Annotated in this window: 17 protein-coding genes and 3 riboswitches; of the genes, 14 read left to right on the forward strand and 3 right to left on the reverse strand. The window is 45.6% G+C overall.

The features are described 5' to 3' along the window. The first annotated feature begins 1 nt into the window (after position 1). On the forward strand, positions 2 to 1513 hold the full coding sequence (locus NSS82_RS03415) for a DHA2 family efflux MFS transporter permease subunit (protein ID WP_076106051.1): 1512 nt from the start codon (positions 2 to 4) through the stop codon (positions 1511 to 1513). An 85-nt stretch (positions 1514 to 1598) separates the two neighbouring features. Here the strand turns inward: NSS82_RS03415 and NSS82_RS03420 are convergent, their stop codons facing one another. Together NSS82_RS03420 and NSS82_RS03425 are read right to left on the reverse strand one after the other, a co-directional pair. Beyond that, positions 1599 to 1904 carry a zinc ribbon domain-containing protein gene (locus NSS82_RS03420; RefSeq protein WP_051491091.1) on the reverse strand — a complete coding sequence of 102 codons (306 nt, stop codon included), beginning with the start codon at positions 1902 to 1904 and terminating at the stop codon, positions 1599 to 1601. Positions 1905 to 1999: 95 nt separating this feature from the next. After that, a complete protein-coding gene (locus tag NSS82_RS03425; protein ID WP_076106054.1) occupies positions 2000 to 2941 on the reverse strand; it encodes a helix-turn-helix transcriptional regulator in 942 nt (313 codons plus the stop codon). Positions 2942 to 3091: 150 nt separating this feature from the next. Here NSS82_RS03425 and NSS82_RS03430 point away from each other — a divergent pair, with 150 nt between their 5' ends. After that, positions 3092 to 4354: an MFS transporter gene (locus NSS82_RS03430; protein WP_076106056.1), complete on the forward strand. Its 1263-nt coding sequence runs from the start codon at positions 3092 to 3094 to the stop codon at positions 4352 to 4354. Between the two features lie 14 nt (positions 4355 to 4368). On the opposite strand, the gene NSS82_RS03435 is transcribed toward NSS82_RS03430, so the two are convergent. Next, positions 4369 to 5037 carry a DedA family protein gene (locus tag NSS82_RS03435; RefSeq protein ID WP_076106058.1) on the reverse strand — a complete coding sequence of 223 codons (669 nt, stop codon included), beginning with the start codon at positions 5035 to 5037 and terminating at the stop codon, positions 4369 to 4371. Between the two features lie 107 nt (positions 5038 to 5144). Between NSS82_RS03435 and NSS82_RS03440 the strand changes: the two genes are divergently transcribed. The 12 genes from NSS82_RS03440 (at position 5145) to NSS82_RS03495 (ending at position 22200) form a co-directional block, all read left to right on the forward strand. Next, positions 5145 to 6518 carry a polysaccharide deacetylase gene (locus tag NSS82_RS03440; protein WP_076106061.1) on the forward strand — a complete coding sequence of 458 codons (1374 nt, stop codon included), beginning with the start codon at positions 5145 to 5147 and terminating at the stop codon, positions 6516 to 6518. Positions 6519 to 6646: 128 nt separating this feature from the next. Next, positions 6647 to 8011 carry a DUF58 domain-containing protein gene (locus NSS82_RS03445; protein WP_076106064.1) on the forward strand — a complete coding sequence of 455 codons (1365 nt, stop codon included), beginning with the start codon at positions 6647 to 6649 and terminating at the stop codon, positions 8009 to 8011. Then, entirely contained in the window at positions 7980 to 10319 is a 2340-nt protein-coding gene (locus tag NSS82_RS03450) for a transglutaminase-like domain-containing protein (RefSeq protein WP_076273186.1), read from the forward strand. Before NSS82_RS03445 ends, NSS82_RS03450 begins: the two co-directional genes overlap by 32 nt. Before the next feature lie 162 nt (positions 10320 to 10481). Further along, entirely contained in the window at positions 10482 to 12020 is a 1539-nt protein-coding gene (gene guaA / locus NSS82_RS03455) for a glutamine-hydrolyzing GMP synthase (RefSeq protein ID WP_036679874.1), read from the forward strand. 145 nt (positions 12021 to 12165) lie between these two features. Beyond that, a complete protein-coding gene (locus NSS82_RS03460; protein ID WP_076106071.1) occupies positions 12166 to 12630 on the forward strand; it encodes a hypothetical protein in 465 nt (154 codons plus the stop codon). 202 nt (positions 12631 to 12832) lie between these two features. Continuing rightward, positions 12833 to 12932: riboswitch (purine riboswitch) on the forward strand. A gap of 122 nt (positions 12933 to 13054) precedes the next feature. Continuing rightward, a complete protein-coding gene (locus NSS82_RS03465; RefSeq protein WP_036679893.1) occupies positions 13055 to 14455 on the forward strand; it encodes an NCS2 family permease in 1401 nt (466 codons plus the stop codon). A 307-nt stretch (positions 14456 to 14762) separates the two neighbouring features. Further along, entirely contained in the window at positions 14763 to 17018 is a 2256-nt protein-coding gene (locus NSS82_RS03470; protein WP_076273185.1) for a glycosyltransferase 87 family protein, read from the forward strand. After that, positions 17008 to 18786, forward strand: a complete 1779-nt coding sequence (locus tag NSS82_RS03475) for a phospholipid carrier-dependent glycosyltransferase (RefSeq protein ID WP_076273184.1) — start codon at positions 17008 to 17010, stop codon at positions 18784 to 18786. The genes NSS82_RS03470 and NSS82_RS03475 overlap by 11 nt, the downstream gene beginning before the upstream one ends. Before the next feature lie 97 nt (positions 18787 to 18883). Beyond that, positions 18884 to 19864, forward strand: a complete 981-nt coding sequence (locus NSS82_RS03480) for a glycosyltransferase family 2 protein (protein ID WP_038568643.1) — start codon at positions 18884 to 18886, stop codon at positions 19862 to 19864. After that, positions 19851 to 20258, forward strand: a complete 408-nt coding sequence (locus NSS82_RS03485) for a GtrA family protein (protein ID WP_036679899.1) — start codon at positions 19851 to 19853, stop codon at positions 20256 to 20258. Before NSS82_RS03480 ends, NSS82_RS03485 begins: the two co-directional genes overlap by 14 nt. A 102-nt stretch (positions 20259 to 20360) precedes the next feature. After that, positions 20361 to 21020 (forward strand): class D sortase, encoded by a 660-nt coding sequence (locus NSS82_RS03490; protein WP_254924609.1) that lies wholly within the window; start codon positions 20361 to 20363, stop codon positions 21018 to 21020. A gap of 119 nt (positions 21021 to 21139) precedes the next feature. Continuing rightward, a riboswitch (cyclic di-GMP riboswitch) is annotated at positions 21140 to 21222 on the forward strand. A 74-nt stretch (positions 21223 to 21296) separates the two neighbouring features. Continuing rightward, positions 21297 to 21377, forward strand: a riboswitch (cyclic di-GMP riboswitch). A 13-nt stretch (positions 21378 to 21390) separates the two neighbouring features. After that, positions 21391 to 22200: a transglutaminase-like domain-containing protein gene (locus NSS82_RS03495; RefSeq protein WP_038568647.1), complete on the forward strand. Its 810-nt coding sequence runs from the start codon at positions 21391 to 21393 to the stop codon at positions 22198 to 22200. Positions 22201 to 22438 lie beyond the last annotated feature (238 nt).

Raw genomic sequence — 22438 nt, forward strand, 5'->3', positions numbered from 1 at the left:
TATGAGTACAATTACAGGTAACGCTGCAGCGGCAACTAAGGGAATACGTAGAGGACCGATTATTGCAGCGCTCTTAATAGGTGCGTTTGTCGCACTTTTGAACCAAACACTTCTTAATGTGGCATTGCCGAGCATAATGGACGATCTAAAAATCGCTACGAATACGGCACAGTGGCTAACAACGGGATTTATGCTCGTGAACGGTGTGCTGATACCGATTAGTGCATTTCTGGTGGAAAAGTTTACGACCCGCCAGCTATTCATCACCGCGATGTCACTTTTTTCGTTAGGCACACTTGTCTGTGGAATCGGAACAGGCTTTGAAATGATCATGGTCGGCAGAGTCATACAGGCGGTTGGCGCAGGGATTTTGATGCCGTTAATGAATATTGTGTTTCTTCGTATCTTCCCAATTGAAGAGCGGGGGAAAGCGATGGGGCTAATGGCGGTAGCCATGATTTTTGCTCCAGCTGTAGGTCCAACGTTGTCAGGCTGGGTAGTTCAGAACTATTCTTGGCGCGTATTGTTCTTTATCGTTCTTCCGCTGGCCATTCTTTCTACCTTGCTAGGTATGAAAACAATGCAAAATGTAGGGCAAACAACCTCTCCGAAACTGGATAAAACGGGTGTTATCCTGTCTACAATTGGTTTTGGGGGATTGTTGTACGGCTTCAGTGATGCTGGAACCGATGGTTGGGGAAGTGCAACAGTCATTACCTGCCTCATTGTGGGTGTGATTGCACTGGCTTTATTCGTATGGAGAGAGCTTAAGGCTGAGACACCACTGCTTGAGTTCCGGATTTTCAGATACAATATGTATTCACTCACGACATTAATCAATATCATCATTACGATGGCTTTATATTCGGGTATGATTTTGCTGCCGATTTATTTGCAGACGATCCGTGGTTTTACACCAATGGAGTCCGGTCTTATGCTGCTGCCGGGAGCCATTCTAATGGGAATTATGTCTCCAATCACGGGGATTATATTTGATAAAATCGGGGCAAGATGGCTGTCTGTGGTAGGCCTGATTATTACAGTAATTACGACTTGGCAATTCAGCCAGCTTACAGACAGTACGACGTATACGCATATGATTATTACTTACACGGTTCGGATGTTAGGCATGTCGATGTTATCGATGCCGATTGTAACGGCTGGACTTAACCAGCTTCCACAGCGTTTAAGCTCGCATGGTACAGCAATGTCGAATACGCTGCGGACGGTCGGGGGCGCGCTGGGAATGGCGTTGTTCGTCAGTCTAATGACCAATAAGACGAAGAGCACAATCACTGATACGCTTATGAGCGGAACGGTTTCGTTAAACGATAAAGCAGCCATGCTTAAGCTTACGCAAGAGGCTACAATTAGCGGGGTTACGCATGCCTTTAACATTGCTACCTGGATCACTGTAGTTGCTTTGGTATTGGCTTTCTTTATTAAAAAGACTTCACCGCAGCCAGACTTCCTGAAGACGGAAGAAGTGCAGCCACAGCAGGACAATCAATAAAAAGCTGGGCAAAAAAGAATGAAGAAAAAGAGCGTCCTACAAACCGTTATGGTTCCGTAGGGCGCTTCTTTTTGTTGTGCTGCTATTAGTTAGCTGGAGACACAGCTGCAGGATCGCTCCAACGTTTCAGATGTGGCAGCTGCTCCGCGAGAAGTTTACGGGCAACATTCTCGTCCATTCCTTCTTCGACCATATAGCCTGTACAAATGTCAGCCATTTCTTGCAACGTGATGTTAGGCTGTTTGAATGCACCATTCTCATAGCAGTACACGCAGTAATCTTCGATCTTGTTGCCATCCTGGTCCGTTCCAAGCAATTCTGCCGTAGGCATTGGCATCCCACAGCTTTGACAAATTTTAAGATCTCCTTGCTCTACATGTTCATGTCCCATATTTGACACTCCTTTAAAGGTATGCAAGCTCTCGAGCGCCCGCTTTAAGTTCAGTATAGAACAATAAACCTGACGGCATTCCGTCAGGTTTATTGTTAGGTTGTATATTTTGCTCCTATGCCTGCTGCAAGCTGCCCCAGCTTTTGCCGAATATGCGGTGGCTCTAAGACCTCTACATGCATCCCGAAGCTTAGCAGGAAACCATATAGCCATCCATCCTCAGGATAGTTGATGGTAACCTTGTAACCTCCATTACCGTCGGGCAGTAGCTCGGTAGAATCAAACCGCTCTTCCGCTAGATGTTTGCTTTCAGCCTTAAACTGCAAAACGATGGGTGTTGCTGTTGTTACGGTTGATCTCTGATACTCGTTGCTCCAAGGCAGCTCGCTTGCATCTACATCTTTTGCAATAAAAACTTGGGTATTCTTAACGAGCTCTTTCATGCGCAACAGCTTAAACAGACGGAAATCCTGACGATTCAGACAAAATCCATATAAGTACCAGGCTTGCCCCTTCAGCACTAAAGTATAGGGCTCTACCGAACGCTGGCTTGTCTGACCCGCAGCATCTACATAATCAAAGTTTACGGTCACGCTTTCCTCAAGTGCTTCTTTTAGAGTGGCAAGCTTCTCTTCCAAAATACGTTGAAGACCCCATGGGGAGAAGTCGATGATGAGCTGAGTCGTTTTGCTGCGGAAGGCGGCGGATTGGGAGGGCGGGATTACGCTGCTGATCTTTTCCATGAGCAGCGTATGTTCATTTCCTCCATAAGACGAGACGCTCTGCAGAGCCGTGAAAATATCCGCCAGCTCACGATCCGTCAAGACATTGCGGTCCAGCCGGTATCCTTCCATAAGCCCGATCCCACCGTTAGCTCCCTGATAGGTGACGATAGGAATTCCGGCTCCATTAATGCTTTCAATATCACGATAAATCGTGCGCACAGATACCTCGAACATATCGGCTAGCTCCTTCGCCTGAATTAGGCGGCGGTTCATTAGCAGGATAACGATAGAGAGCAATCGATCTATTTTCAAAAGACAATTCCTTCTTTCCCGGAGATTTCCGTGAAGTAATGCTGTATTTCATCTTAGCAAATCCTTGAAAATAAAGCATTGTCATAAATTAATGATTCGATTAACATCTAATTAGATGTATGTATAAATAGATGAAATGAGGTTTATTTTATGAATAATCACTCAGCTGTTGCGATGTTTAGGAGTCATAAGGGATATTCACGATTGTTCACAGCCGGCTTGATCAATGGAATTGGTGATCGTTTTACTAGCGTTGCAGTACTGGCGCTGGTTCTGCAGTTGACGGGATCAGGCATGGCGGTGGGGATTTCGTTAGGTGTGAGACTGCTTCCTTATTTATTTCTGGCCCCGCTTGGAGGCATACTTGGCAGTAAAATTCCACGCAAATATATCATGATAGCTACAGATATGCTGAGGGTCCCAGTAGCCTTAGCCTTTTTATGGGTGGATGGGGAGGAGAACCTGTGGTTGTTATATATGGCAAGTTTTTTGCTGGCAGCGGGCGAAGCCATTTACAGCCCTGTTCGTAAGTCCACTATCCCTTTGCTCGTCACCAAAGATTCTCTGCTGACCGTCAACGGACTAGAGCAGTTAATGAGCGGCTGCGTGCTGATCCTTGGGGCGTTCAGTGGAGGGGGGGTGTCGATGTGGTTTGGTCCGGAGGCAGCGTTCATTATGAATGCAGTGTCTTTTTTAATTGCGGCGATGTTAATTTACGGTATCGAGTTTCCACAACATACGGAAATGGCGACGGTGGCTAAGAAGGCTACATATTCACCTGAGGGGGACTTAGAAAAATCCAATAAAGAAGCACAATACGGTCAACTGCGTGCTCTGGGAATGGTAATTGGCGGAAGCCTAACGTTGCAGGTCATTTTCGGTTATGAGCTGTTGGTGCCGTTGCTAAATGGTCTGGATAATGTACTGATCAGTGTCTATGCGATACAGGTATTTCACGCGGGGGATATTGGAGTAGGGGCATTTTATGCGGCGCTTGGCGTCGGTCTTAGCCTTAGTTTTTTCACCTCACGTTATTTAAAAAAGGGGCTGCTGATTGTAGCCATCGGAGGGCTTTTACTTGAAGGTGTATTATTGATGGGCATCAGTGTCAGCAATCATTTTGCGGCAGCATTTATGTTATATATTCTGCTGTCATTTGCCGGGGGGACGGGGAATGCCTGTCTGGATACGCTTGTTATGCGGAAAGCGCCATCTGCTATACAGCCCTTTGTGTTTGGACTTCTGTCTGCAGTAGGAAATACGCTGCTGGGGTTATCTATGCTGTTCGCCGGGTGGCTATTAGAAGGGGTGGAGCCAAGAATGGTAGGGTTTGTTGGGGGAGCGGGATTTGCCGCAGTTGCGCTTTTGCTTGCAGGATATGCGGGGGTACGCAGCAAGAAAAAACGTACTTAAAAAGGGCGGTGGCTTCACCGTCCCTTGGAAGTTTTTTTAACCTGAGTCTGTAGCTTTATGGCAGCTTTGCGCGGGAACAGGCGGATGCTTATCTTTTTGCGGTAGCGATACAGGATTACAAGGGCAGCTATAGCTACACCGCCGGAGATAATCCATAGTGCATATAACTCGAATAAATGGAAAATACCCATCCACTGCGGACCAAATACCCGTCCTATGCCAAGAAACAGCACTACCCAGAATAATGCTCCACTATAAGCGTAGAGGGCGAATTTACGGAAGGGCAGCGCAACTATACCAGCAAAATAGCCGGTGAAGTGACGAACGCCTGGAATAAAATATCCGATGGAAATAAGGATGCTGCCGTATTTCTCGAACCATTTTTGCGTTTTATCCAGCTTGGCAGGGGAGAACAGCAACCACTTGCCGTATCGCTGGATGAAGGGCATTCCGGCTTTTAATCCGACAAAATAGGTGAGGGTCATCCCGGCGGTGGTCCCTGCAAACGCCACTAGAATCAGCGTTATGAAATCAAGTCTTCCCGTATAGGAAAGGAAACCTGCAAAAGCCATGGTAGTTTCTCCGGGAAACGGCAAGGCAACGAATTCGAGCAGCAATCCAAAAAACAATACGCTATATCCATATTTGCTGAATAATTCTTGTATAAAGTTCAGCATTTCCATAAGATTCTCACTCTCCAAGGGGCAGTTGCCTTATTCTATTTTGAAGCTTGTCTTCATACAATCTACCAAATGGCTTTTGAGCCAATAGAATGCTGGAGGTAGAGAAGATGAAAGGTAACAAAAACACTCACGGCCGCCGAAACTTGATAAGCGGATTGCTTGTTATGGTTGTAATCGTCATCGTAATGCTGGGATGGAACGCAGGGGAGAGTGTAGATTCTTGGATGAATCGTTCATTACAGTCCGCAAGCGCGGAGTCTGTCTCTGTTAAGAATAATCTCCCGTTAGTGGCGATGCAAGAATTGCCTCCTAAAGCAGAGTCCATTGTGACTGCTTCTCCAGAAGTTAAATTGAATTCCAGTACGGCACAAGTATCCAAGGTGTCAACAACATATTCGGCAATCACAGCCGCAAAGAAAGCTTCAAAAACAGTCTATATTACATTTGACGACGGACCGAGTGACAATACCTTCAACGTTCTTGAAATTTTACAGCAGCAAGGTGTGAAGGCGACCTTTTTTGTCCTTGGTAATCAAGCGAAAAGCCATCCAGAGCTAATTAATGCCATATGGGAACAAGGACATGCTATTGGCAATCATACCTATAATCATAATTACCATGATTTATATAGTGGATTCACTGAATTTTGGAGCCAGATTAAAAAGACCGAAGAAATTATTCGGGGCATTACAGGGGTTCGCCCACAACTTATCCGCGCCCCGGGCGGAACCTTTGATCACTTTGATAATACCTACTTCAATTTGTTGAAGCAAGCCGGTTATATCGTTACGGATTGGACGGTGGACAGCGGGGATTCCAAACGCAAAGGGGTACCGGCGTCAGAAATCTTAAAAGGGTCAACCGCGGATCTGAAATCCTCTCGGGTTATTCTGCTGCTGCATGATGGCGGCGGCCATCAGGAGAGTGTTAAAGCACTGCCTGATATTATTGCGCGTTATAAGGCTGCTGGATACAGCTTTGGCCTTTTAGATGAGACGGTGGAGCCTGTACAATTCAGAGTCTCCTCAAAAGCCAATAGCTTGGGCAGAGTGAAACCTTCGGAAGCTTGGATCACCTCGAATATCATACCGAACGCAGAGCTGTTTGCGCCCGGCAAACCTTTGGTGCTGGAGGTTGGAAAGCTGGAGACGAAGCTGGCGCCAGGTGAATATACTCTGCAAAAAGGAAAATATATGGTGCCACTTCGCGCTGTGATCGAACGGCTGGGAGGGCAGATTAGCTGGGATGCGGGCAGTCGCAGTGGAAGGATTGCCTGGAACGGCAAAGATATCATCGCGGATGTGGCGAACAAGGAACTCCTTTTAAATCTTCCTGATCATGTTCAAAAGATAAACGGTGCCAGTGTGGAGATGATTGGCGGTTCTATCTGGGTATCGCTGCGTGAGCTGCTGGAGACAGCCGATCACCCTCCTTTAAATATAAGCGTGACGGAAGGTGAGCGCCGGGTAATAGCCTTCTGAGATTTAGCGCTCGGGCAGTTTTTCTAAAAGAAAAAAACAATGTCTGGGCACCCTTTTTCATGGGAAGAATAGATAGTAATAAGTTCCTCAGCTGGGAACAAGTCTAGACCCAAAGGAAGGGTGTTCCATTGTCCTCTTCAAAAAAAGTAGAACACAAATTAAATAACAAGACTGAAAGAGTTAGAAGCTTCTCCTATCCGCGTAGCCGTAGTGCATTGGCTGAATGGTTGCGGGTGCTGACTGTGGCTGGAATTATAGGTGTTTTATATGCATGGCGCGGAGGCGCATCACTCTTATTTCTGCTGATCGCTGTAGGCGTTATCATGGTTGGCGGACTTATCGTTCAACTTTCAGGTCCACGGGCGATAAAGATTGAACGTACAATCACTCCTGTAAGACCGATAGCTGGAAATACACTGCTTGTGAAGGTGCGGGTGAATTTCTCTTCCCGGCTTCCACTGCCATGGCTGACTATCGCTGATTTTTGGGGGGACAGAGGACATCACAAGCTACTGTTTCCGGGATTCAGACGCTCTTTTGAATACACCTACATTCTTGAGAATATGCTACGCGGACATCATCATTTGCAGGGCTGTAGAGTAACCTGGGGAGATTTGCCCGGCTGGTTCACAGGCCGATCTGAGCCTGCTGAAGAGCATAGCATTAAAGTGCTGCCAGCCCCCCTATATTATGGCGGAGCAGTACCGGACAGCGGCTTTATTAGCGGTGATTCGCTCTATTCCAGAAGGGGAAGAAACAGCAATGATGAGACCATGGAATCGCGGGAATATGAGCCCGGTGATCCACTTAGCCGAATCCATTGGAAGAACAGTGCCCGGCTAGGGAATCTGCAGAGCAAAGTTCCAGAGCGTGAAAAGGCAAAAATGAGCTGTATCGTGTTGGCTAATGATCCAAAAAGCTATGAGATTCCAACCAATGCACTTACACCTCGTGGCAGTCGGGAAGAGCAGCCACCGGTATTTGAGAAGGCGGTGTCAACGGCGATGGGGCTGATGCTCTTTGCTGAGCAGTCAGGTGCTTATGTCCAGTTATTCAGCGGAGGCTGGCCGGAAGGAATGGCTAGGCATGAAGGACTGGGCAAAATCCCAGGGAGAGTGCTGGATATTCTAACTGATATTTCTCCGAATGGAACAAGAACCCTGTCCGAGCTGTTGGAGGATGCTTCTAGAGGCTGGATTCCGGGAATGACCGTTGCTATAGTGACCGGAAGATTAGAGGAACAATCCGCTAAGGTTATCGCTAAATTCTTAGTGCAAGGTGTAAAAGTTGAGCTCTATTATGCTTGGGATCAGCCAGCTCCGGTGCCTGCGGAGGTAACGCTGCAGGAGATCCGCCAGCCTGTGCGGGGAACGGTTGGGGATAGTCTGGGTCGTCTGGGAGCACGGATGTTTTGTCTGGATGATGCATTGCCAGCTTACAGGCTCAGGGAGGTAGAGTACCATGAATCATCCGGAAAACCAACGCTACGGTAAGCGGATACCGGGTGACACAAGCTTCTCTATGAATGGGCAAAGTGGGAAGGAACCAAAGCAGCTCCATTTGGAAAAACTAGAGAGCAGTCATGCCGGTAAACAGAGAAAGATACCTCTGTATTATCGCATGCTGTTCTCTTTGGCTATTTTGGGGCTGTTTTTAGAATGGCTGCTCCCTTTATATAGAACGACTTCATTGGAAGATACTGCTAGATTGCTGCAGATTCTGATGATTTCTGCTGCCGTGCTGTTGATGTGGGGAATCCTTCAGATTCCCGGATGGCTATTGCTAAGTATCCAATGTTTGATGATCGGCACGGCTTGGCTATATCTATGCAGTGAGAGCGTAGGGACAGGATGGTTGGGCATTTATGCAGTAGAAATTCCAAATGATCTGATTTTGCTCTTTTCAGGGCATGTTTCTCAGCTTAGCGAGATCAGCAGACTTTTGATTTTGATTGTTGGCTGGGGGCTGCTGGTATCTTCGGTGCAGCAGCTTGCACTTTTCAGAGGAAGCACGCTGCTGTTTACAGCGGTGACCCTCATTTATCTATTGGTTCTGGATATTGGCTTTGGCGTTAATACGACAACGGATGTTGTAATATCAGTGGGGCTTATTGTATGGATGCAAGCAATGAGTGGTTTGCTCCGTCTGCGGGAACGGGTGGGCAGCATTCACCTGCCGTATGCCCGATGGGGAGTTTTGGCATTAGCGGCTGCCATATTCGTAATGATGACAGCATGGTTCGGTGGGCAGGTATATGAAGTACGACCGCCTAACCAAACTACACTCCAGTCAACCTTTGAAAAGCTGCAGGAATGGGCTTCGGGCCATATGCCGGAAGATAATGAGGCTATACCTGCAGGAACAACAGGGTATAGTACAAATGATGGAGAACTGGGTGCTCCATTGTCACGCAATACCGAGCCAGTCTTCGCAGCATTGACCAGCCTGCGTACCTATTGGCGCGGGGAGAGCATTGCCTATTATGACGGACGCCGTTGGATCAGAGGGGGTGAGGAATTTACTCCGCTTAACTTGTCCAGCCTGCCTCAGATTCCGGCGACGGTAACTACTACTAATGGTGGACGGACTTTACAACAGCGGATACAATTTGCCAGCCCTTCTTCCGGAGGAATTCCTGTATTCAATGCGGGCACCATAACGGATGTTGAGACAGTTCAACTATCTAATGGCAGCCAGCTTGGTTATGTTCTGGCGAATAAGGACAGGGATACCTTTCGTCTGCCAGATTCGGCGGGTTCAACTCGGATCACTGAGTATATAGTTGATTCTATACTTCCCGAGAGTAATCCAGTACTGCTGCGCGGGTTGGGTGATGCTGATCCTCAAGAAATAAAGAACAAATATTTGCAGCTACCTGATTTATTACCTGAGCGAGTGAAAGCTCTGGCAGAGAAGCTCACAGCTTCCTCGGGTAACCGATATGACTCCGCAACCGCCATTCGGGATTATTTGCAAAACGGGTATTCTTACACGCTGGATACCATGGTTCCGCCAGCTGGCGCTGATTTTGTGGATCATTTCCTGTTTGAGACCAAGCAAGGTTATTGTGTGCATTTTGCAACAGCGATGACCGTATTGCTGCGAAGCACAGGCATTCCAGCGCGGTATGTTCAAGGGTACGGACCTGGAACCCAGCAGGAGGAAGCCATGCCGGCGAAGTATTTAGTCACCCAAGGGGATGCGCATGCTTGGGTAGAGGTTTATTTTGCCGGCGCAGGTTGGGTTCCTTTCGATCCGACGCCGGGTCCTGCGCTTGCGGCTGGCTTCCCCGCGCCGGCACGGCCTGCGGCAGCGGCGCTCGCGCCGCAAGCAACGCGCAGCGCGGAACTACCCGTCCTGCCGCTGGCGGGCGGACCCTTTTCAGCGCCGCTGACTGCCGCGGCGCTGCTTCCCGCCGCCGCTTGGCGCTGGCGGCGCAGTCTGGCTCTGCTGCTGGCCGCGTGTCGCGGCAGCAGCTTGAGCCGTGAGAGGCAGCTGCGCGCGGCCTCTCTGGCTTGGCACGGGCTGGCGGAGCGGTTTGGACCGCCGCCGCCCGGCGTTACTGGCAGGGAGTATGTGGACTCCCTGCGGATTTACGATGCCGGACTAGATGTAGCCGTCCGGCAGTTCGTCCGCCAGTGGGAGACCCTGGCGTACGCGCCAGCTTTGGCCTCCACAGCCGTGATCTCTGCCCGCGGCAATTCCGTAAACTCCGCTCCCGACCTTGGCGGCGAGCCTGCGGCTTCTGATGCGGCCGCGTTTATCCGCGAATGTCTGCTCATTACCTTCCGTTTAACATAAACGGCCAAGAACGCTTAGATCCGCTATCTAATTTATGCCATAGCAAGGAAGGTTCTGCATGAAGTTTTATCACTCTCTGATTATGAGAGGCGTGTCCTCCTTTCCTTGACGATGAGAATTAACCATGAGTATAATGAATCCAATAATCAAGGGAGGCACGTAATGAACAAGCCAAATGAAATTATCGTCGTTCTCGATTTTGGGGGACAATACAACCAACTTATCGCGCGCAGAATTCGGGATCTGGGAGTATACAGCGAACTTTTGCCGTACAATACGCCAGTTGACAAGATTAAAGCACTTTCGCCTAAAGGAATTGTCTTCTCTGGCGGACCTAGCAGTGTATACGCTGAAGATGCACCACACGTAGATCCGGCTATTTATGATCTAGGAGTGCCGATCTTCGGTATTTGTTATGGTATGCAGCTGATGGCTCATCAGCTTGATGGTAAAGTAGAACGTTCAGCTAAACGGGAATATGGTAAAGCTGATGTTGACTTTGCAGAAGGAACTGCTTTAGTTGCAGGATTGGAGAACCGCCAGACTGTATGGATGAGCCACGGTGACCATGTAGTTGAGCTTCCAACAGGCTTCAAGCTGGATGCAGGTACAGAAAGTGCTCCAATTGCAGCAATGAGCAATGCGGAGCGCAAATTGTTCGCTGTGCAATTCCACCCAGAAGTACGTCACTCCGTTCAAGGTAACGAGATGATCTCGAACTTCTTATACCAAGTTTGTGGTTGCGACGGCAAATGGACAATGGAATCGTTTATCGATGAAGCCGTTCAAGATATTCGCAATCAAGTCGGAGATAAAAAAGTACTCTGCGCTCTTAGTGGCGGAGTGGATTCTTCCGTTGTGGCTATGCTTATCCACCGTGCAATCGGAGATCAATTGACTTGTATGTTTATTGACCACGGCCTTCTGCGTAAAGGTGAAGCAGAAAGCGTTATGGAGACTTTCGTAGGCAAATTCGATATTCATGTAGTGAAAATCGATGCACGCGATCGCTTCATGAGCAAACTTGCAGGTGTTGAAGATCCTGAGCAAAAACGTAAAATCATTGGTAACGAGTTTATCTACTGCTTCGACGAAGAGTCGGCTAAGCTCGGAGATTTTTCATTCCTTGCACAAGGTACGCTTTATACGGATATCGTTGAGAGTGGAACAGCTACAGCGCAAACCATTAAATCCCATCACAATGTGGGCGGTCTGCCAGAAGATATGAAATTCAGCTTGATCGAGCCGCTAAACACCTTGTTCAAGGATGAAGTTCGTAAACTCGGTGAAGAGCTGGGCATGCCACGTGCGATCGTATGGCGTCAGCCTTTCCCAGGTCCAGGTCTTGCTATTCGTGTCTTGGGTGAAGTAACAGAGGACAAGCTTACTATCGTTCGTGATTCTGACTACATTCTGCAAGAGGAAATTGCTAAAGCGGGATTAGACCGTGAAATTTGGCAATACTTCACTGCCCTGCCTAACATGAAGAGTGTCGGAGTTATGGGTGATGCTCGTACGTATTCCTACACAGTAGGTGTTCGTGCAGTAACTTCCATCGACGGCATGACAGCTGACTGGGCACGTATCCCATGGGATGTTCTTGAAAAAATCTCTGTACGTATTGTCAACGAAGTTGAGAATGTAAACCGCGTAGTGTATGACATTACTTCGAAACCACCTGCAACGATTGAGTGGGAATAGCATATAGCAATAAGAAACCTGCAGCTCCTTATTTATTAAGGGACTGCAGGTTTTTTTATTAACCGTGAAGCTTGTGACGGACCCTATATAGCAACTTTAGAGAATGTGATAAACTGGAAAAAATAAACTTACAGGAGCCATTAGAATGGGATTCTCACTTATTGGAACACTAATAGCTATGGTTATTCTTGCCCCAAGTTTACTGATGATTAAGTTTCCGCCCGATCATGTTCCCAGCGGTTTAAAAGATGCCGGCATCGTCTACACCCTTTTGGAGAGAGTAGGGCAGTTGGGGTGTATAGCTATTCTTGCGATTTCAAAGGATAACTTCGAAAATGTAGAATTCGGGATCTGGGCTGCACTTATCTTTGTGTTTATCACGATTTATTACGGTTTATGGATTCGTTATATGGTTAAGGGACAGCAATTCAGATTATTATGGGCTCCATTATTGTTTCTTCCGATTCCCATGGCAGTTCTCCCTGTTTGTGCATTTGGATTTGCGGCTATATGGGGCAGATCTTTCTGGTTAGGTATTGCAGTGATTTGTTTAGCTATAGGGCATTTTGCTAATTCTTGGCATAGCTATCAGTATTCCAAAGGCCAATAAGCTAGGGCATGTTGAAACTGTTTTATAGGGAAAAATACCCATTTGATAAGGCTTTTGATAGTTAATAAGCTGCATGATTTAATGGATTTTGGGGTTGGAGTTAAAGATAAAAATGTATGAATTACGAACAATAGAAAAAATAAAGTCGAAAATGTTCGCTTTTTTCATTGACAACTTATGTGATGTCCCCCTAAAATGATAAAGCACAACAACATAATTCTTTCGTATATTTCCGGGAATAGGCCTGGAAGTTTCTACGAGGTCACCGTAATGACCTGGCTACGATTAAGAAGAGCTGAGCAACCCGTATTGTCCTGAATCTAGGGCTATAGTCTTTGGTGCTACTCTTTTTTTCGAGCCGGTGTCGATCAGATACCGGCTTTTTGTTGCTGTCAGCCACAACATACCTTAGGGGGAGAACAATTTGAATCGGTTTTTCAAGTTGAAAGAGAACGGCACTACAGTACGTACAGAGATAATGGCCGGCTTGACTACATTCATGGCTATGGCTTACATCCTGTCGGTTAATCCGAGCACATTAACAGCATTTGGCCGCATCGATATGGGCTGGTACTCTGTATTTCTAGCGACTGCGCTGGCAGCAGGTATTTTCACCATTGCAATGGGCGTGTTTATAAACTTTCCAGTAGCATTGGCACCAGGTATGGGACTTAATGCATACTTTGCTTCCGTAATTTTGTCTTCTGCAACCTCAGAACATCCATTCACTTGGCAAATGGGTCTGACCGCAGTATTTATTTCCGGTTTGATCTTCATCCTGCTCACGGTTACCCGAGTGCGGCAGATCTTACTGACAGCCATTCCTGACAGCTTAAAGCATGCCATTACCGTAGGTATCGGGATGTTCATTACAATCCTTGGGCTTAAGAATAGTGGTTTGATGACGATTGGTGTCGAAGCTGGTAAAGATATTTCGGCCAATACATTCACAGATGTCCTATCCTTTGAAACAATTATTCATATGGGTAGTCTAGAGAACACTGATGTACAATTGGTAATTATCGGATTGCTTCTTATTTCCATCCTGATGGTACTGCAAGTTAAAGGTGCGATTTTATTCGGTATCTTGGGTACAACCCTCGCGGGTATACTGATGGGTGTAGTTGATTTTGGCTCATTGTCCAGTCCGACAACCCCTTGGGTGCCTGACCTGACGCAATTGAACTTTTTCGAATTTGACTGGGATGGTATCCTGCACACCGGTATTGTTTCAGCAATCGCAACATTCACTTTTGTAGAATTGTTCGATACATTTGGTACACTTGTAGGTACTGCTCAACGCGCTGGTATTATGGACAACCCTGAAGAAGGTAACAAACGTGTAGGTAATGCAATGTTTGTCGATGCTATCGCTGTAGCTGGTGGTGCGGCATTGGGTACTTCCACTACTACTGCTTTTGTAGAAAGCGCGGCAGGTGTTGCTGAAGGTGGACGTACAGGTCTTACAGCTGTAACAACGGGTGTGTGCTTCTTGCTTGCGTTATTCCTTGCACCAATAGTGGCTCTGATCCCTGGATCTGCTACAGCCGCAGCATTGATTGTCGTAGGCGTGCTCATGGCACAATCGATTCGCGAAATTGATTTTCAAGATATGGTTGTTGCGATTCCAGCGTTCCTTACTCTAGTAATCATGCCTTTCACTTATAATATTGCTAATGGTATTTCCTTTGGTATCGTAACTTATGTAATCCTTGCTTGTGTAGCTAACCTTGCTGGCAAGAAAAAATACGATATTCACTGGATGATGTGGGTACTTGCTATTCTGATTATTCTCCGTTATGTATTTCTTGGTAGTGCGGGCTAACTCATATATAGCATACAGATGTGCATTCAAAGGCTCCTTCATAACTGAGGGGGCCCTTTTTTTATATTTTTGTTGGCACTTAACCGTTCAGGTTAGTCTATGTTTCTAGCTTTTCATCATCTATGATTTAGATTATATTGTTGAAGAGGTGATGTTCAGGACGAGGCAGCCTTGGTGTTAGAGTCCAATTTGTTCCCCACCTTGATCCTGATCTCTGTTTTTTTTGCTCCGGCATTTGCTTTAGCCACTGCGATTCTTCTATTCTATATAAGAGTCTATATAAGAGCCTTGAAGCTTAGGCGATCCTATGGAATGGAGTATTGTGGATGGAAGGGTTTGCGATCCAGATAAGGTAAACATGCCCTATATTTATATGCTCTTTTATGAGAAAATCAATCCAAATGATTTCTTAGCAACGGTGAAACACACTAATTCGGGAGCTGTTTTTCAGAAGGTATATGCTTTTGGCTGGACTAAGATGAATATAGGACGAGGTGAGGTTGGGACGATGATCAAGAGTACACGTGCGGCCGTAATGACTGTATTGATGCTGTTATTGTTTGTGCTTCCTGTAACAAGCATTTATGCAGAGGGGAATCTATTGCAGAACCCTGGCTTTGAGGAGGGGGGAGATGATGCGCCTTCTAACTGGACTAAGGATATGTGGATTTCAGGAGACAACTCAGGCCTACTTTCAATCCAATCGGAGGAAGTTCATTCCGGCAGCAAGGCGGCAGTCATTGAGAATATCGAACCCAATCATTTGAAATGGGTGCAGACGATTGAGGCTACGCCGAATAGTTATTATAGAATCTCTGGATGGATCAAAGTAGTAAGTACAGCAGGCGAGGGAATAGGCGCCAACATTCTTGCCGTTGGAGTAGGCGGGGGGTATCCCAGCGTAACTGATACGGCAGGTAAATGGCAGTATCTTGAATATATCGGCCAGACAGGACCGGAGCAGAAGTCATTTGGCATAGGCGCAAGTCTGGGCGGCTACTCTAGCTTAATTCAAGGTAAGGCTTATTTTGATGATTTTGCTGTAGAAAAATTAGACGCGGCTCCCGAAGGGGCTAACGTCATTTCGCTGGATAGTGCAGCGGTTAGTCCAGATGCAGGCGACAAAAAGGCAGACACTCCACATAAAGTATCTCCAACTAAGATGTTGCTGATCTCAGCGCTGTTTAGTGTGTTTTTTGCAGTGCTTTATACTAAAGCATTCCGTAGTGAGAAGCTTATGAAGCAGCCTGAGAATATTTATTCCAAATGGCTGAGTATTGCCATCGGAGTTGCTTTTATCCTGAGGGTGTGGATTGGTCTTACCGCGCAAGGATATCAGAATGATATGAATACCTTTATTTCTTGGGGACAGCGTATGGTGGATTTAGGTCCAGGCAAATTTTATGAAGAAGGTTATTTTGCCGATTATCCTCCAGGCTATTTGTACATATTGTACGTGCTTAGCGCCATACGTGGCGTTTTAGGATTCACTCAGGGCTCAGGTGGAGAGAATTTACTCTTCAAGCTCCCTGCGATTCTTTCTGATTTGGTGCTCGGCTACTTCATTTATCAAATGTCACGCAAAAAACTCGGCACAGGAATTGCTTTCGGCTTGATGTTGTTGTTTCTGTTTAATCCTGCGGTACTTATTAATTCAGCGGCTTGGGGACAAGCAGATTCGTTCTTTTTGATCTTCCTGCTGCTCAGTATCCACGGCGCTGCGAACAAAAAGTTTGTTCGCTCCGCAATTTTGTTTGCCTTAGCGACGCTAATTAAACCGCAAGCGTTGATATTCACGCCGGTATTGTTGTTTGCTTTTTATCATCACCGCGCTTGGAAGCAGCTTGGATTCGGAGCTTTGTATGGATTAGGGATCTTCGGATTGCTTGCGGCACCATTTTTCTGGAATAACGGAGGTCTGGTAGGGATTATTGATCTTTACAAGAGTACGTTATCTTCCTATCCGTATTCTTCAGTGAATGCATTTAATCTGTATGCACTGACTGATCCGATGTGGTCATCCCTTGATCTAACCTGGCTTGGCATTCCATACCGTGTATGGGGCTTCATATTTATTTTAGTGGCTGTAGCTGTTGCGGCATTTTATTCCTTTAAAAAGGATCGCTTGGACCTGACCAAATCCTATTTTATCGGCATGGTGCTTATAGTAGTGGTCTTTGTGCTTGGCACCAAAATGCATGAACGTTATATGTTCCCTGCTCTTATTCTTTGTTTGTTTACTTATATAGAAAGTCGGGACCGCCGCTTTTTATCGCTATTTCTCGGATTCAGCTTAACGCAATACATCAATGTGGCGTACACCTTATCCCACCTGAATGCAGATGTTAGCCCGGGTGCAGACGGAATCGTATTAGTGACTGCTATAGCTAATCTAGCATTACTGCTTTATATGCTGAATATCGGTTACGATGTGTATGTCCGCAAGGGTATAAAACCTCTTCCAGCACCAATTACACAGGAAGAACAATATGAAGAAGATTTGAGAGTTGTCGGGCAAATTAAACCGCATCAGAAGGGAGGGCGATCTAACGATGAAGTTTAAGCGTATAGATTGGATATGCCTAATAGCTATTACGGCCGTTTACGCAGCGCTTGCTTTATATAATCTTGGCTCTACTAAATCTCCAGAGACCTTATGGGAGCCTGCTGCCATTGGTGAAAGCTTCTATGTAGATTTGGGGCAGAGTAAACCATTGGAACGGGTCAATATCTTTGGTGGCGTAGGCACGGGGAAGTTCAAGCTGGAATTCAGCGACAATCCTGAGGTCTGGAGCAGTCCGATGGATGTCAGTGAGGATGTCGGGAATGTCTTCATCTGGAAAAGCCAACCCCTGAACGTTACTGCGAGATATGTGAAGTTTACAGTTACCTCTCCAGGGTTCACTTTGAACGAAATGGCCTTTTATGAGCAGGGGGGAGAAAGAATACCCCTTCCTATTGCTGGTGTGACACCGGATGCTAACGCAGTTCCTAAAAGAGGAGCAGCGGCCAATCTTTTTGACGAGCAGTCGCTCATTCCGGAATATTCTAACTTTATGAATAGCACTTATTTTGACGAGATCTATCATGCGCGAACAGCTTATGAATATACACACGGGATTGTGCCTTACGAGAATACGCATCCACCGCTTGGTAAGTTGTTAATTGCCATAGGGATGGAGCTGTTCGGGGTCAATCCATTCGGCTGGCGTATTATCGGAACCTTGTTCGGAGTTGCCATGTTACCTCTCATATATGTAATGGCGCTGCGTTTGTTTAAGAAAAGCAAATACGCCGCCCTCGCGGCAGGATTGTTTGCACTGGATTTCATGCATTTCACACAGACAAGAATCTCCACGATTGACGTATACGGAGTATTCTTCATTATGTTGATGTTCTATTTCATGCAGCGGTATTACACAATGAATTTCTACAAGCAGCCTTTGAGAAAAACATTAATTCCGTTATTCTGGTCTGGCTTATTCTTCGGAATCGGCGTAGCTTCGAAATGGATTGTGCTCTATGGAGGAGCAGGGCTGGCCATTATGCTGGCTATCTCCCTTTTTGAACGCTACAGAGAATACCAAGCCTCCGGACGCCTGCTGGCCGAGGGGAAGATTAAAGACAAGGAATTGCTGGGCACCTGTCGTGAAGCGGTAGATTCTTTTTGGAAAAAGACTATTATTACGTTGGCTAGTTGTATCGGGTTCTTTGTAATTATTCCAGTAATTATTTATAGCTTATCTTTTGTGCCAGGGTTATCTGCATCAGCAGAGGGCTTCACTATAAAAGGTTTGATTGATTCCCAAAAGAATATGTACAACTACCACAGTCAGCTTGTAGCTACACATCCCTTTGCTTCCTCATGGTGGCAATGGCCGTTTATGAAGAGACCGGTCTGGTTCTTTAGCGGCGGTGAAGGTTTGCCGGAAGGTCAGGTCAGCAGTATAGTGACTATGGGGAATCCTCTTATCTGGTGGACGGGTATTTTTGCGATGCTGGCAACGCTGTGGATTACGCTGAAACGTAAAGATAAGAACCTCTACATGATCTGGATCGCCTTCTTCTCGCAATATGTTCCGTGGATGCTTGTCCCAAGAGAAACATTTATTTACCATTATTTTGCTATGGTACCATTTATGATTCTTGGTATTGTATATATAATGAAGTTGCTGGATAGTAAATTCCCTGAGGCCCGTTACGTACAGTATGTCTATGTAGCCGTTGCTTTGCTGCTCTTTATCGCTTTCTACCCGGTACTGTCAGGGATGCAGGTCAGTGGAGATTACGTGAAAGATATGCTGCGTTGGTTCCCTACTTGGGTTTTCTAGGATTTAATAAAAATCTATAAAATAAGTTTATGCATGCAGCGTTATTATGAAGTGTAGATGGATGTAACGCTCCAAAAAGCTTGTAGGAGGAATAAAGGTGAAAGCCAGATATAGTGTGATTGTACCCATGTTCAATGAGGAGCAAGTAATTAGCCATACTTATGAACGTTTGAAAAAAGTAATGGACGAGTGCGGCGATACTTATGAGCTGGTCTTCGTCAATGACGGCAGTCGTGATCGTTCCGCCCAGATGATTCGGGAGATCTGTGAACGAGACGAGCATGTCAAGCTGATTGACTTCTCGCGTAATTTCGGACATCAGGTAGCGATTACAGCTGGCATGGACTATGCCGAAGGTCAAGCGGTTGTTGTTATTGACGCTGATCTTCAGGATCCTCCGGAGGTCATTTTGCAAATGATCGAGAAGTGGAAAGAGGGCTACGACGTTGTATATGCGAAACGCCTGAAGCGCCACGGAGAAACGATGTTCAAAAAGGTCACCGCGAAGCTTTTTTACCGCCTGCTCAGCAGTATGACAAGTGTGGATATTCCTACGGATACAGGCGATTTCCGTCTTATTGACCGTAAGGTATGTGATGTCCTGCGGGGACTTAAAGAAAAGAACCGCTATGTCCGAGGTTTGGTGAGCTGGGTTGGCTTCAAGCAGACTATGGTGGAATATGAACGGGAAGAACGTTTTGCCGGAGAAACCAAATATCCGCTGAAGAAAATGATTCGTTTTGCGTTAGATGGCATCACCTCTTTTTCACATAAGCCGCTTAAGATTGCTACGTATATTGGATTCTTCCTTTCATTCTCTAGCTTTCTCTATTTATTTTTCGTCTTGTTTCAAAAGATATTTTTCACCTCCTGGACGGTTCCGGGCTGGGCTTCCATTGTAGGCGTCAATCTGCTCTTTAACGGTATCGTTCTGATGCTGTTAGGTGTGATTGGGGAGTATATCGGACGGATTTATGACGAGTCTAAAGATAGACCGCTATACATTGTTAGTGAGACTAAAGGCTACCAGAACGAAGAACAACTGGACCGCCGGAAGGACCACAATGATGTCAGATAAGAACTTGCGTGCTGCATTCATACAGTTCCTTAAATTTAATGCCGTAGGTTTGCTCAATACGCTTATTGATTTTGTGATTTTCACATTGTTGAATTCACTAGGGATGGTATACGCATTGGCGCAGGTGATCTCCTATAGTGCAGGTACGGCGAATAGCTTTATTTTGAATAAAAAAGTAACCTTTCGTGATCGCAACCGGGGGAATAAAGAAGGCTTCGACCGCGTGCAGCTGGTCAAGTTTATCGTGCTGAATCTGGTAGTGCTCGGAATATCACTGCTGCTAATGCATCTGTTGACAGACAGACTAGGTATTCAAGTCTTGATCTCCAAGGTGCTGGTTACCTTTATCACGGTGATCATCAATTTCTTTGGAAGTCGTAAATGGGTATTTTAAACATTAATTTCAGGCAGAAGGAGTTGCTATGCTTAAAGGCAAGTAGCTGTTTCTGCTTGATTTGTATATAACCATAGAAACAATATACGGAGGTGAATAACATTGCGTAAATTCTCCTATCTACTCATACTGGCTGGGATACTTATCATGTTATATCCGACAGCTAACGAATGGTACAACGACAGGCAGCAGGAGAAGTTATTAGAAACGGCTGAACTAAGCACTGCCGATAGTACTCCCCAGCCAGATTTGAAGAGCAGGTATGCTGAAGTTACTCAGCTGTTAGCAGAGGAATCGGTTCTGGATGCTCAGGCACAGTCCCAACCCCAAGAGACAGAAAAGCCTGAACCGGAGATTGAGGTCGGTGGCAAAGTAATCGCACTAATTGAAATCGGTAAGATTGATTTGAAGCTGCCTGTATTAGAAGGGGCTACAAAAGCTAATATGAAACATGCTGCAGCCCATATGAAAGAAACGGCACCCCTTGGAGAGATCGGAAATGCTGCAATCGCGGCGCATCGGGCTAGAACTACGGGTCGTTTGTTTAACAGATTGAATGAGGTTGTTGTGGGGGATGTTATCACGGTAAAGACTAGTGATCAGGTGTTTAACTATGAGGTATACGATATTTCTGTTGTAGATCCGAGTGATGTCTCCGTTCTTGACGGGAATGACAAGGATAAGATTCTTACTCTGATTACATGTGATCCGCTAGTGAATCCAACGCATCGGCTGATTGTTCATGCTAAATTAACAAAATGAGAATAGTGAATGACAAGAAAACACAAATACCGGGAGATATTTATAAAATAATGGGTAATCTAGTAAATTAGGTCTTGTTCACAACTATAAATATGATAGTATTATACTATAAAAGCTAAACACGATAACGGCAAACCTTCCGAAAGGTAGGGACGCAAAGCTAAAGGGCCTTTTCCCGAAAGGATGGCAGCCAGCTACCGAATGAAGAGGCTTTTTTTGTTTGTTTCAAATGGATTCTATCAATTATATCTAGTAAAGCTAGAACAGATAGAGCTTATACGATAACGGCAAACCTATCGAAAGGTAGGGACGCAAAGCTAAAGGGCCTTCCCGAAAGGATGGCAGCCAGCTACCGAAAGGAGTTTTATCCGTGAAAAAGGTATATTTTATGCTGGTGGCGTTGTTCGTCCTAATGACTTCAGTTCCGGTAAGTACAGCTCAAGCTGCAAGTGCAGATGCCAGCTGGTTGATTACATCCAAAGTGGCTCAAGGTGTTATTGGTATTAACTATGATATTCCGAAAGATAAAAGAATCAAACTCATGATCACCAAAGATAACAGCAGCTATACTTATAACTTGTATGCTTCTGGACAAGCTGAGGACTTCCCTTTGCAACAAGGAAATGGGACTTATAAGGTTTCGGTTCTGGAGAACACAACCGGTAATAAATACAAAGCGTTATATTCCGAAGTAGTAGACGTAACCATGAGTGACTCGAATTCCGTATATTTGGGCTCCGTACAGAATGTGAAATGGAGTTCTTCTGATAAAGCGATTGTCAAAGCTAAACAATTAGTACAAGGCAAAACAACAGACGAAGAGAAAGTTAAAGCGATCTATAACTATGTAGTTGCGAATGTACAATATGACTACTCTCTTGCTAATAGTGTAACTACTGATTATATTCCAAGCATCGATAAGACATTGACTACTAAAAAAGGGATTTGCTATGATTACGCTTCTCTTTTTGCCGCAATGCTGCGGAGTGTAGATGTTCCTGCTAAGTTGGTAATGGGGAATACAAGCTACGTTACGCAATATCATGCCTGGAACGAAGTATTGCTTAATGGGAAGTGGGTTACCATTGATACTACAGTGGATGCAGGACTTGCAAAGAGTGATAAGAAAACCGATTTAATTAAAGCCTCAAGCAAATATACTGCGGCAAAATACTATTAAATTCGCCGCTAGAAACATAACTCTATTAAATAAACAACTAGCTTAATTATTAAGCTAGTTGTTTATTTTTATATTAGGGGTTGCTTTTCTATTAATAGTTGGGGTATTATAGGTAAGCGTTGTTAGACAGCGTACAGGCGATACAGACGAGGCTGATAAAAAGCTTCGAAAAATAAAGCTTGCATTTCTGAAAACAACATGATATATTATAAGAGTTGCTGCTGAGACATTAAACGGC

This window comes from Paenibacillus sp. FSL H7-0735, assembly GCF_038008505.1.
In the GTDB taxonomy this organism is placed as follows: domain Bacteria; phylum Bacillota; class Bacilli; order Paenibacillales; family Paenibacillaceae; genus Paenibacillus_AQ; species Paenibacillus_AQ odorifer.

Bases quoted from the DNA above. Each gene is read 5' to 3' on its own strand.
- NSS82_RS03460 (WP_076106071.1), top strand. From the start codon at position 12,166: ATGGGATTCTCACTTATTGGAACACTAATAGCTATGGTTATTCTTGCC.
- NSS82_RS03475 (WP_076273184.1), top strand. From the start codon at position 17,008: ATGAAGTTTAAGCGTATAGATTGGATATGCCTAATAGCTATTACGGCC.
- NSS82_RS03435 (WP_076106058.1), bottom strand. From the start codon at position 5,037: ATGGAAATGCTGAACTTTATACAAGAATTATTCAGCAAATATGGATAT.
- guaA (WP_036679874.1), top strand. From the start codon at position 10,482: ATGAACAAGCCAAATGAAATTATCGTCGTTCTCGATTTTGGGGGACAA.
- NSS82_RS03440 (WP_076106061.1), top strand. From the start codon at position 5,145: ATGAAAGGTAACAAAAACACTCACGGCCGCCGAAACTTGATAAGCGGA.
- NSS82_RS03485 (WP_036679899.1), top strand. From the start codon at position 19,851: ATGATGTCAGATAAGAACTTGCGTGCTGCATTCATACAGTTCCTTAAA.
- NSS82_RS03430 (WP_076106056.1), top strand. From the start codon at position 3,092: ATGAATAATCACTCAGCTGTTGCGATGTTTAGGAGTCATAAGGGATAT.
- NSS82_RS03420 (WP_051491091.1), bottom strand. From the start codon at position 1,904: ATGGGACATGAACATGTAGAGCAAGGAGATCTTAAAATTTGTCAAAGC.
- NSS82_RS03450 (WP_076273186.1), top strand. From the start codon at position 7,980: ATGAATCATCCGGAAAACCAACGCTACGGTAAGCGGATACCGGGTGAC.
- NSS82_RS03415 (WP_076106051.1), top strand. From the start codon at position 2: ATGAGTACAATTACAGGTAACGCTGCAGCGGCAACTAAGGGAATACGT.
- NSS82_RS03470 (WP_076273185.1), top strand. From the start codon at position 14,763: ATGGAATGGAGTATTGTGGATGGAAGGGTTTGCGATCCAGATAAGGTA.